Origin of the sequence: Dyadobacter soli (assembly GCF_900101885.1) — a bacterium.
Taxonomy (GTDB): Bacteria; Bacteroidota; Bacteroidia; order Cytophagales; family Spirosomataceae; genus Dyadobacter; species Dyadobacter soli.
On the sequence record NZ_FNAN01000001.1, the window covers coordinates 165,423 to 177,452 of the forward strand.

A 12,030-nucleotide genomic window follows, 5' to 3' on the forward strand; every position below is an offset into this window, starting at 1 on the left:
AAATGAATACCATATATCAAAAATCAAAAAGAATTCTGACCGTTTCCTGCGTGCTGATGGGACTGACGGTCGTGAGTTGCAAGGACGGCTGGCTGGCGCCGGAACCGTTGTCGTTCTATAACCCGGACGAGACATTCAACGACGTCGGCGGCTTACGGGCGGCGATTGTTGCCTGCGAAAGAAACATGCGCATCGAATGGTACGGCGACGCGCCTCCGATGGTTACCGAAGCAATATTTTCCGACATCGCCGTGGAAGGGACTACCGATAAGTCGGGACCGGCGCAAAACCTCAACCTGCTGATCACGCCCGATGCACAACTTAACAGCGGTGACTATAACAAGATCGGCTGGTATTGGAGTGAAGGGTACAAAGGGGTGAAGTATGCGAATGTGGTTATTTCGCGGATCAACCAACCTACCAATTACAAGGACGATGCCGAGAAGAATGCATTGCTCGGAGCGGCTTACTTTCACCGTGCGGCGCGCTATTACCGGCTTACCCAGCAGTTTGGCGATGTTCCGCTGATCCTCGACGAAATCATCGGCCCTAAACTGGATTTTCAAACGACGAAGCGCGAGGTGATCCTGAAAAAAATGAAGGAAGATCTCGAATTTGCCGAACAATGGGTGCCCGTGGTGACCGACAAGGGGACTGTTAACAAAGGCTCGGTAAGCCATTTGCTGACCAAAGTGAATCTCGCCCTCGGATTGTTCGATGATGCGATCAAATCCGCCAGCAATGTGATCGACGGAGGTACTCACAGACTTATGACTGCCCGTTTCGGCGCGGATGCCGGTAAGCCGGAACGCAATGTGATCTGGGATCTGCACCGCCCGGCCAACAAGTCGATCAGCGCCAATACGGAAGGTCTGATGATGGTGATCGACCGCGTGAGTATTGACGGGAATATCGATGGCGGTATCCAGCTGATGCGTAACACGGTTCCCTTTTGGCATAACAATATCACTACACCGGCCGGAAACCGGGGAACGAGCGATGTCGCCAAGATCGAGATCGACCAGGTGACGACACTTGGCCGGGGGATCGGCCGCGTACGTCCGACCTACTATTCGCAGGATGGTGTTTGGGATGATAAAAACGACCTCCGCCACGCTCCCGGCAACTGGACCCGCATGGAAGACATCCTCTACAACAATCCGGAATTGAAAACGAAGCTGAACGACCCGTACTATGGCAAGCACTTGCAATTACGGAATGACGCCGGTGCATTGCTGACGATCGACACGATCCGCTGCTGGTTCGACTGGCCGAATTACAAATTGTATATCGAAGATCCCCTGAAAGTACAGCCAAACGGTGGAAACACCGACTGGTACGTGTTCCGTCTGGCAGAAACGTACCTCTTACGTGCAGAAGCCTACGCATGGAAGGGCGATCTGGTGAATGCGGCGAAAGACGTAAATGCCGTGCGCACCCGCGCAAAGTGTGCCCCATACAAGCCTTCGGAAGTCAATATCGGCGTTGTGCTCGACGAGCGCGCACGTGAGTTGTATTTCGAAGAGCCCCGCAAAACCGAGCTGACCCGCGTCGCCTACATTTTCGCGATGACCGGCAAAGCAGCGCCAAACGGCAAAACATACAATATGGAGAGCTTTTCGGAAAGCAACTATTTCTATGATCGCGTGATGGAGAAAAGCGACTTTTATAACAAAGGTGTAAAAACGCGCCACGCCGACGAGTATACGATGAGCCCTTACCACGTGCTCTGGCCGGTGCCGCAACCGGCGATCGACGGCAACACCCAGGGCCGGATCAACCAGAACAAAGGTTATAACGGATTCCAGAACAATGTGCCGCCACTGACGGAAATTCCCGCAAAGGGCGTGTAAAAAGATTCAGTGCAAAGCTCCTGTCCGGTTTCGGGCAGGAGCTTTCTGTTTTTCCAGGTGTGACGCGTACCGGTTAGTAAGATGGGTTTTTTGAGAAATGAATGTTGGGTATATTGAATTGATAGTCAAATGGTACACTCAATATTCATCTAACTTGCACCCGTTATGAAAACTTTGCGCCGCCATTGCTCCGCTGTAATCAGCCTGTCCGTTTTAGTAATTTTTACACTGGCTCTTTCCTGTACCGATCACGATGTGGCGGTCAATCTCCCCGAATCCGAATGTGTGGCCGTAGACGGCTCGCCGCGGCTTTACCCCTGCGAGTTTGTGATCGAAAGCATTACCTTTCTGGGCAATGCCGGGGCTGAGCTTGGGATGGTCACGGGCTCTTCGCAAAATATTTCCCTGTCACGGTTTCTGGCCAAATCCAACACCAATACAGGGAGTGTTGCCGGCACAAACGGTGCTGCCAAATTCGATCTGAGAATGCGGATCAAAAGGGTTGCGAGCCCTTCATTTCCGGTAGCGGTGGGTTACCTGCTCGGTTACACGCACAACGGCGCGGGGAAAATGATCCTGCACACCCCGTCATTACCCGGCGATACCTATGGTGAACGCACGAAAATCGGTTCGCCGCTCACGCTCGATATGCCAATCGGGGATAGCCGCGATGTGACTTTTGAACAAACTTTCCCTTATGAACTGATCAATACCGGTCCCACCGGCGTAAAGCCATTCGCTTTTTTTGACGTCACTTCCTATTTCCTGGACAATGACGTCACTACCCTTCAATTTAACCGGATGGTACTTCCTTACTTTTATGTGGGAAGTGTGGTAGAGGCTTACTACGAAAAATTGGGGATCCGCATTATCGACTAGCGGCACTAGCTCTTCACCAGCCGCCAATCCTTCGGCGACACCCCGAACCGGTTTTTAAAAACAGTAGAAAAATAGCTCTGCGATGTAAACCCGGTCTGATCGGCGATCTCCGCCACGGTCAGATCGGGGTTGCGGAGCAATGCGCAGGCTTTTTCGAGGCGGAGGTTCAGGATAAGGTCATTGGTACCGCCGCCGAGCAATGCTTTGGTTTTACGGAAAAGCTGCACGCGCGAAAGGCCCATTTCTTTCCCGATGGCTTCCACGGTAAGGGTGGGGTCGTCGAGGCGGGAAACGATGAGCGCGCGGAGATCATTCACGAATTTCTTATCGAGGCGCGAAAGCCCGGATTCCGAATCGCCGATATTCCGGCCGACTTGTGCGGATAGCAATAATTGTCTGTTGGTCAACAGGCTGCGAATGCTTTCCTGCAAAAACTGGGGACTGAATGGCTTGGTAACGTACATGTCCGCGCGTGCCTGCATACCCTCTACCTGCTGCTCGGGCGTGTTTTTGGCCGTGAGCAGGACCACCGGAATATGGGAAGTACGCATGTCGGATTTGAGGGTGGACGTAATTTGCAGGCCGTCCATCCCGGGCAGCATTACATCGCACACGACGAGGTCGGGCACGGTGTCGAAGCATTGATCGAGCCCGGCCTTGCCGTCGGTGGCAGTGATTACCTCGTATTGGTTCTGCAAAAGGCCGGTTACAAAGCCCAGCAAATCTTCGTTATCTTCTATCACGACCACCGTCGGCCGGTCCTGATGCTCTGTTTGAATGTGTTGATGCCCGGGTTCAATGTCGGTGGTCGTCCATATGACGGATTTTTCAATGGTGTCGCTGGTCGGATCGGCGATGTCCTCCGGCTGGAAATGGGCATTGCCGAGCGGTAATGTGACGATGAATGTAGCGCCTTCGCCTTTTTTGCCATCGGCGGTGATGGTTCCCTGGTGCAGCTCCACAAACTCGCGCGAAAGCGGCAAGCCAAGGCCGGTACCTTTGGTGGAATTTTTTCCCTGGTAAAACATTTCGAAAGCTCCGGCGATATCGGCCTCGCTCAGTCCTGAACCATTATCCTGCACTTTAATGATAACCTCGTCGGCGGCGTGGGCGATATGAATGTAAATATGCCCCCAGTCGGAGGTAAACTTGAATGCATTTGAAAGGAGATTGAAAATCACTTTATCCATCATATCCCGGTCGAACCACACATTCAGCTCCGGCAGCGCCGTGATCAGCCGGAAATCGATCCGGCGCTTTTTCGCGACTTGTTCGAAAGGCAGCATCAGTTCCCGAATGAATGCAATAATGTCGTTCCCGGCCACTTGCAGGCGGATTTTACCGCTTTCGATCTTGCGGAAATCCATCAGCTGGTTCACAAGCCACAGGAGCCGCCGTGCATTCTTTTGCACCAGTGAAAGGTTCTTCTTCACCGCCGGGCTTTCGTTTTTTTGTCTCAAAAGCTCCTCCACGGGCGCGAGTATGAGCGTCAGCGGCGTCCTGAATTCGTGGGAAATATTGGTAAAAAACCGGAATTTGGATTCGGTGGCCTCTTGTGCCTTCTCGGCAATGTCCTGAATGCGGTTGCGCTGGATCAGGATTTCCGTGTTCTTGGAATTCAGTTCCTTATTGATCTTTTTATTCTCGATCAGCGAGTACAATGCGACGGAGCCGAGAATGATCGAAACAATAAACAGGCCGGTCATGACGTACAGCAGGCCGCGCTGGGTGTGGTAAATTTCCAGTTGCTCATCGATCCGTGCCTGTTGCCGCTCGATATCGTTCTGCTGGGAAATCATCTTGTCTGTCTGCATTTTGATCATCCGTACATTCGACGAGTCGATGATCGCGGTTTGCAGCAGGTTTTCTTTCTGGTAAGGCTGTTTTTGGAGGATGTTCATCGCTACCCGCGCCGCTTCCTCCCCGCCGGTGGGGTACAGTGCCGTGGCGGTAATGTGGCCGTCGTACACCATTTGAATGTCGCCGAATTGCCCCGGCAGCCCGTCCACGCCGATGACGCGGATCTTGCGTTCGGGAAAAATTTCATTGCAAACTTCCCGCGCGCCCATCGCCATTACCTCGTTCTGGGCGAAGATCAGGTCGAGGTCGGGGAAGTTCGGAAGGGCTTTGCGCAGCTCGTTTTTGGCAATATCCTTTTCCCATTGTCCATTCAATGTCGCCACGCGCTGAATGCCCGGGCGGGTCGCGAGCGCGTCCACGAGGCCGCGGTGGCGGTCGGAGGCAGGCGAGGAGCGGGGAAGGCCGGTGATCTCGATCATCTTGCCGTTGCCGCCGAGCAAAGTATTGGCATACTCGCCCACGGTTTTGCCCACCTGGTAATTATCCCCACCCACATAAGCGGTGTAGTAGGGCGAAGAAGTACGCCGGTCGACCACAACGACTGGTATACCCTTGTGAAAAGCCTTTTCAATCACCGGCGTCAGCGGGTCCGATTCGTTGGGCGAAACGATCAGCAGCTGAATGCCGCTTTGGAGCAATTCCTCGATATGCTTCACCTGCACGGCGCTGTTGGCGTGGGCGTCTTTGAAAATCAGCTTGGTATTGTTGTGAAATGCGAGCTCGCGCTGCATACCGTCGAGCATGGCACGCCGCCATTCATCGTCACCCGTGCATTGCGAGAACCCGATCACATAATCGTCTCCCTGTTTTTCGGCACAGCCCGCAAACAACGTCAGCAACAGGAAAGCGATCAGCGCGAGTCTCATAGGATAATTTGTATTTCAAATATAATACAAAATAAAGCGGTATCCGGGAAGCAGGCCTTGTCAGGAATGTCGCTCCGGATACCACAGCTTTGTGCTACTCGATAGACGGTTTCAATGCATTGTACTGCAATTCCTCCACCTTAATGCCCTTCGCGGATTTAATGCCCAGCCCCGAAAGCGGCGTATCGGCAAAGAAAATATCAGTCATAACAGTCAACCCGCCATCGGCAAAGAGCTCCACAGACGCCACGTCGGCTACAAGCGTCAATGCGATTTTACTGTCTTTGGAAAACCGCGGTGCGGTGTGTTTTTGCCCGAAGCCCTTCTCGAAATCGGTTTTCCCGGACCTGGACCGGTCGATGTAGTATTGGTTGGCAGCCTTGTCGTAACCGATCAGCAGTTCGTTACCGGCCTTGTTGGACAGTACGAGTTCAAAATCGTCGGCCGTCGCCGTTTTCAGATCGAGCCGGAAGAGGCCGGACGCATTACCGCCCTTCGGCGCAAGGTCTACCGGTGCCTTTACGGACAGGTTCTTTTTGGTATAACCTTCCATTTCAATGGCATCCAGCTCTTTGGCAGGCACCGAGGTCAGGTACAGCTCACTACCTACTGTTTTCAGGCCCAGTTCGCGGGAAATGGTGTTGGCGCTGCGCCACGGGTCGGTAGGTACCTGGTTGGCATATTGCCAGTTGCTCATCCAGCCCATCAGCAGTGTGCGGTTACCGGTGTTAGAAAATGTGACGGCGGCATAATTATCCGCGCCCCAGTCGAGCCATTTGGTTTCTTTGGAATGCGCGGTGAAGGTTTTTCCATCAAAATCGCCCAGGAAATACTGGCCTGCCGAGCCCTTGTTCGGGCCTCCGGGATTGATATTGACGATCAACACCCACACCTGCTTGCCGTCGTGCGTAAGCGGGAGCAGGTCCGGGCATTCCCACACGCCCCCGTGCGCCCCCGCATCCGCGCCAAACTCGCTCTCTTTCGACCATTTTTTGAGGTCGGGCGAGGAGTAGAACGCAATGCGGTCTTTGGCAGCGAGCGTCATGATCCACTTTTTCTGCGGTTCGTACCAGCTTACTTTCGGGTCGCGGAAATCGGTGATGCCGGGATTGGGCAGTACCGGATTACCGCTGTATTTGGTCCAGCTCTTGCCGTCATCGAGGCTATATGCAATGCTCTGGTACTCGTGAAGGCCGGTTTTCTGCTTTTCAATCACCGGGTTATGGTGCGTGAAAATGGCAACCAAAGGCGCTTTGTCGTCCTTTCCGAAGCCGGAGGTATTGTTGACATCCACCACGGCGCTGCCCGAGAAAATGTAGCCGAGGCTGTCGGGATAGAGCGCGATCGGCTGTTCCTTCCAATGCAGCATATCCTTGCTCGTGGCGTGGCCCCAGTGCATGGGTCCCCACACTTTGTCTTCAGGGTAATACTGGAAGAACAAATGGTAGGTGCCATTATGGTACACCATCCCGTTCGGGTCGTTCATCCAGTTCGCCTTCGGCGAGAAGTGGAATTGCGGGCGGTACTTTTCAGGGGTTTCCTGAGCGTGGGCGAAGTTTGCGGCTAGAAATGCTGCTAGTATTGTGAGTTTTTTCATGTTTTTTTTATGCCACGAAGACACGAAGGAACACGAAGAGCATTCGTGAAAATTCTTGTATTCGTGGCTATTTAATTTAATACCCTGGATTTTGAACATAAAGCCCTTTCGTAAAGCTGATTTCCCGCTGCGGAATGGGCAGGTACTCGTCCCTCCCGGCAGTGAATTTGGCAGTGGAAAGGAACGGACGACGTACTTTTTCCTTTTCAAGATACGCATTCAAAGTCTGCTCCGCGATACCCCAGCGGACGAGGTCGAAAAAGCGTGGGCTTTCCGTCGCGAATTCGAGCCTTCTTTCCCAGCGTAATGCCTTTCTGGCGTAATCCTGCGTCCAGCCGGAAGCCGCATATTCTTTGATATTGTATTTCGAAGGCAATGTTCCGTCCACTTTTTTCAACCGACCGGTGCTCGCTGCGGCGCGTTTGCGGAGCTGGTTGATGAGCGGCAATGCCAGGCTGTGCTGCCCGAGTTCGATGTAAGCCTCGGCCTGCATGAGCAGCACATCGTCATAGCGGATAATGTCGATGTTTTTGGAGCTGCCGATGAACGGGCCCTCCTTGTGATATGAAGCGCTGGTGGCGAGCTGCTGCTCTTTCATCGTATGAAAAAATCCATACACACCCGGATCGCGCACCCAGCTGTTGCTGAACGGCTTGGTAGCGTCGTATTTGTAAGGATGGCCGTCGATGCCGATGGTATGATCCACGCGCGGGTCCACGGTTTCGGTCTTGAAATCCACGTTTTTGTCATTGAATGTCTCGAAAAGCGGCAGCCCGTTCGCGTCCGTGCGATAGGCGTTGGCCAGGTTCTGGCTGGGCTGGTGGAAGCCGCAGCAGCCGTATTGCGGTGCGCCATGCGGGTAGTTGAGGCCGGTAACATAGCTGAGGCGACCCACGGCGGTACCGTCGTTGATCGAGTACTGGATCGCGAAGATGGATTCGGGGCCGTTCTCGGTTTCGGCAATGAAGTTTTCGGCAAAATCGGGTTGCAGGCTGTACTGGCCGGAGGTGATCACCTGTTGGGTGAGGGTTACCACTTCCTGTAACCGGTTTTTGTTAATGGCCGTCACTTTGTGCGTTGCATCCTGCTCATAGGCCTGGAAAAGCCGCAATTTGGCGAGGTAGGAGGCGGCGGAGAGCTTGTTGGCCCTGCCGAGCTGCGCTTGCTTCTGTGGCAGGTTATCGACCGCAAATTGAAAATCCTCCCCGATTTTGTTCCAAAGCTCGTCGTTGTTGTAGCGCACATTCGACTCTTTCAGAATGTCGTCACTCGACAGCTTTTCATCAACATAAGGTACATTTTTGAACAGCATTTTGAGCATAAAGTGGGAATGACCGCGCAGGAAACGCATTTCGGCGATACGGGTAGCGCGTAGGGGAAACTCGGCGTCCGTCAATGCATTGAGGCTCGTGAGCGCCGCATTAGCACGCGAAATGGCTTTGTAAAAATTCTCCCACGTGAACGGGTGCATCAGGCCGAGGTCGGGGCGGGTGAGGTTGTAATGTTCGTAAAAATCGACTTCCGCCACGTCCGAAACGCCGCCGCCACCTTTGTAGGCATCGTCCGAGCGCACGCTCCCGTACACCCACATGCTCGTCATCGGCCCGATCATATCGTCGTTGCCGATCCCGGCATAGGCCGCCGTCACAAGCGATTCCACGGCCGAGGCCGATTTGACATTCTCCGACGACAGCAGCCCCTGCGGCTGGTAATCGAGGAAATCGTTGCAGGAGGTGGTGATCAGCAGCGTGCCGCCTGCCACCAGTCCGAATAGGTATTTGCTTTTCATAACAATGCTTTTTCAGGGATTAGAAAGAAATGTTCAAACCGAATGTGAATGTCCGCGGGATCGGGATGGCGTTGATGTCCGTGCGCTCGGGATCGGGGCCGGTAAACTGCTTCGATTTGATCAGGAAGAGATTTTCAGCCATCAAATACATGCGGACGCGCTGCAATTTGATCTTCTGTGTCAATTCCGAATTCAATGCATAGCCCACCTGGATATTGCGCAGTTTGAAATAGGAAGTGTTCACATTGAAATAATCCGAAGTACGCGTCTCGTTATTGGCGTCGGAAAGCGACAATGCGGGGATTTTGGAGCCGGTATTCGTCGGCGACCAGGCATCGAACACGCCCGGGCCTACGTTCTCGCGGCCGCGGATGAAGTTGTTATAGAAAGTGTAAATATCGAAACCCTTGCGCCCCGCAATACCCGAGCCGAAAATCGAGAAGTCGAACGACTTGTAGAATGCCTCCACTTTCAGGTTGTACTCGAATGCGGGCAATGTGGTACCGAAAAACACACGGTCGAGGTCGTCGATGCGGTTATCGCCGTTGGTATCCACATAGCGGATGCGGCCGGGGCCTGCGCCCACCTGTGCGGGAGCGGCATCCACTTCGGCCTGGTTCTGGAAGAGGCCATTGGTTTTGTAGCCGAACAAATCGAATTGCGAATGGCCGAGAATGGTCTGGATCGCATTACCCGGGTACGCGGCACGCACTTCCTCGGGCAGCTCTGTGATTTTGTCGCGAAAACGGCTCACGCCGGCCATGACATTGTATGTGAAATCGCCTTTCGGGCGGGCATAGTAGCCGGCAGAAAACTCGAAACCGCGGTTAGACTTCGCGGCGCCGTTCAGCACGCGCAACTGGCCTTCACCCACGGCGGACGCTACGGGCGGCGTGATGAGAATGTCGCTGGTTTTGCGGGTAAAGTAATCGAACGAGCCCTGGATCATCCCGTCGAAAAGCCCGAAATCGAGGCCGACGTTAGCTTCGTCGGTGGTTTCCCACTTCAAATTCGGGTTAGCGCCCTGGATCGACACGAAGCCGGAAGGCAGGTTGCCGGTGTTGGCTCCATTAAGGTCATAGGCGGTACCAATGTTGTAAAACTGGTCGAAAAAGCCGTTATGGCCGTTCGGAAACTGCGACTGCCGCGCGCCGTAACGCGTATCGTACAATCCAAAGCGGGCGAGATCGCCGATTTCCTGGTTACCGACCCTGCCGACCCCGGCCCGCAGTTTCAGATTGCTTATTTTGGTTACACCCTTGAAAAACTGCTCCTTATCGATGCGCCAGCCCACGGATGCCGCCGGGAAAATACCGTACGCATTGGCCGATCCGAAGCGGGACGAACCGTCGCGGCGGATGGTAATGGCCGCCAGGTAGCGGTCCGAAAAGCCGTAATCGATGCGCGCAAATTGCGAAAGCAGCCTGCTGCCCGAACCGGAACCGGTCACATTGGTATTCCCTGTGCCTGCATTCAAGACAAAATATTCCCTCGTTTGCACGGCGAAGCCTTCTTTACGGGCTATTTCAAAATCGGAATCGTTTTTAATGGCTTCGATACCCACCAGAAACTTGAAATGGTTGTTGCCCAAATCCAGGTTGTAACGGGCAGTATTGGACCAGGTAATGCTTAAATACCGGTTCTGATCGACGGTCAGGCTGTTGTTGGCGCGGCCGAAAGACCCTTCTTCAAAGGATTGTTCGATGTTTTTAAAACGATAGGCCGCATTGTCTGCGCCGAGGCTGGTTTTGAGGAAAAAGTTTTTGAATGGATTAATTTCCACAAACACGTTACCGAACAGCGTTAATCGGTGCGCATTGTCCCATTTGTTGATCTCCTGCATGTGTAGCGGGTTATTACGGTCGGAGTAACCCGAGCCGATGGCGCCGCCCCAGGAGCCGTCTTTGGCATACACGGGAATGGTAGGAGCGATGGTAACGGCCAGGCCGGGCGTGGCCGCACCGCCTATGTCGGTCGAAGCGAGTGTTTCGTTCGAGGAAGCGATCTGCGTATTAGCACCGATTTTCAGCTTGCCGTCGAATGCGCTGGTCAGGCCGTTGATGCGTCCGCTGATTTTGTCATAGTCGGTATAGCGGAGCATACCGGTGTTTTTGTAATAACCCACATTGATTTGCAATGAAGAAGTACCATTGCCGCCCGAGATCGTGAGCTCGTTGTTGGTCACAATGCCGGTTTTATACATCACCTTCTGCCAGTCGGTATCGCCGGCGGGCATATTGGCATTGCCGCCTACGAGTGGCTGTACTTTTACGCCATTTAATATGGGGTTGGTGAAGTCCTTGTTCCAGTCGAACTGGTATAAGGTGCCGTAACCGTCCTCGGGGTTCACCTTATCGTTCACCGACGCCTGCCACAATGCCCGTCCGCGGTCCACGGCATTCAGCATTTTAAACCGCGCATACTTCTCGGATTGCGTCGAAATGCTCGTATTGAAATCGATATTGATCTTTCCGTTCGTATTCGCGCCGTTTTTGGTGGTAATGATAATCACCCCGTTCGAAGCCCGCGAACCGTAAATGGACGACGCCGAGGCATCTTTCAGCACCTGTATCGACTCGATCGAATTCGGGTTCAACCCCTGGAACACCTCCGGGCGCTTGGTAGGCACGCCGTCGATGATGTATAGCGGGTCGGTGTTGCCCAGCGTGTTCGCGCCGCGGATCAGGATACGCGAGTTGGTACCGTTCGGAGAGCCGGTTTTTTCAATGTACAAACCCGGCACGCGGCCCTGCAATGCCTGCATGGGGTTACCGGAGCTGATGTTTTTCAATGGAGCCATGTCCACCACGGCAATGGCGCCGGTGAGGTCCTCTTTTTTGGAAGAAGTATAACCCACTACTACCACCTCGTTGAGGCTTTTCTGGTCGTAATCCAGGGTAACGTCGATGACCGTCTGGTTGCCCGTCGCCACCTCTTTCGTTTGCATGCCGATGTAGGAGAATACCAATGTCGCCCCGGCGGCCGGAGAGATCGAATAAGCTCCTGACACATCCGTAACAGCACCATTGGACGTCCCTTTTTCAAGGACATTCACACCGGGAAGCGGCTCGCCGTCGGAACTCTTGACGACGCCCTTGATCTGTGCCCTGTTTTGCGCGCGGGCGGGCATTTGTACCACGCAGGCGACCGCGAAGGCCACCAGCAGTAAAAATTTTCTCATAGTGT

The 12,030-nt window shown here is 53.8% G+C and carries 6 protein-coding genes; 2 read left to right on the forward strand and 4 right to left on the reverse strand.

Features of this window, described 5'->3' with window-relative positions; all coding sequences use genetic code 11:
- Positions 1–2: 2 nt before the first annotated feature.
- Together BLQ88_RS00610 and BLQ88_RS00615 are read left to right on the forward strand one after the other, a co-directional pair.
- Positions 3–1,853 (forward strand): RagB/SusD family nutrient uptake outer membrane protein, encoded by a 1,851-nt coding sequence (locus tag BLQ88_RS00610; RefSeq protein ID WP_090145695.1) that lies wholly within the window; start codon positions 3–5, stop codon positions 1,851–1,853.
- Between the two features lie 165 nt (positions 1,854–2,018).
- Positions 2,019–2,732: a hypothetical protein gene (locus tag BLQ88_RS00615; RefSeq protein WP_090145697.1), complete on the forward strand. Its 714-nt coding sequence runs from the start codon at positions 2,019–2,021 to the stop codon at positions 2,730–2,732.
- A 5-nt stretch (positions 2,733–2,737) separates the two neighbouring features.
- Here BLQ88_RS00615 and BLQ88_RS00620 read toward each other — a convergent pair whose 3' ends face one another.
- The 4 genes from BLQ88_RS00620 to BLQ88_RS00635 all read right to left on the reverse strand — a co-directional run bounded on the left by BLQ88_RS00620 (position 2,738) and on the right by BLQ88_RS00635 (position 12,025).
- Positions 2,738–5,458 (reverse strand): substrate-binding domain-containing protein, encoded by a 2,721-nt coding sequence (locus BLQ88_RS00620; RefSeq protein WP_090145698.1) that lies wholly within the window; start codon positions 5,456–5,458, stop codon positions 2,738–2,740.
- 94 nt (positions 5,459–5,552) lie between these two features.
- Entirely contained in the window at positions 5,553–7,055 is a 1,503-nt protein-coding gene (locus BLQ88_RS00625; RefSeq protein WP_090146274.1) for a glycoside hydrolase family 32 protein, read from the reverse strand.
- Between the two features lie 76 nt (positions 7,056–7,131).
- Positions 7,132–8,844, reverse strand: a complete 1,713-nt coding sequence (locus tag BLQ88_RS00630) for a RagB/SusD family nutrient uptake outer membrane protein (protein ID WP_090145700.1) — start codon at positions 8,842–8,844, stop codon at positions 7,132–7,134.
- Positions 8,845–8,863: 19 nt separating this feature from the next.
- On the reverse strand, positions 8,864–12,025 hold the full coding sequence (locus BLQ88_RS00635) for a SusC/RagA family TonB-linked outer membrane protein (RefSeq protein WP_090145702.1): 3,162 nt from the start codon (positions 12,023–12,025) through the stop codon (positions 8,864–8,866).
- Between the last annotated feature and the right edge of the window lie 5 nt (positions 12,026–12,030).

What these genes read in the sequence shown, in the direction of transcription:
- BLQ88_RS00610 (WP_090145695.1), top strand. Translation starts at nt 3, where the DNA reads ATGAATACCATATATCAAAAATCAAAAAGAATTCTGACCGTTTCCTGC.
- BLQ88_RS00615 (WP_090145697.1), top strand. Translation starts at nt 2,019, where the DNA reads ATGAAAACTTTGCGCCGCCATTGCTCCGCTGTAATCAGCCTGTCCGTT.
- BLQ88_RS00620 (WP_090145698.1), bottom strand. Translation starts at nt 5,458, where the DNA reads ATGAGACTCGCGCTGATCGCTTTCCTGTTGCTGACGTTGTTTGCGGGC.
- BLQ88_RS00625 (WP_090146274.1), bottom strand. Translation starts at nt 7,055, where the DNA reads ATGAAAAAACTCACAATACTAGCAGCATTTCTAGCCGCAAACTTCGCC.
- BLQ88_RS00630 (WP_090145700.1), bottom strand. Translation starts at nt 8,844, where the DNA reads ATGAAAAGCAAATACCTATTCGGACTGGTGGCAGGCGGCACGCTGCTG.
- BLQ88_RS00635 (WP_090145702.1), bottom strand. Translation starts at nt 12,025, where the DNA reads ATGAGAAAATTTTTACTGCTGGTGGCCTTCGCGGTCGCCTGCGTGGTA.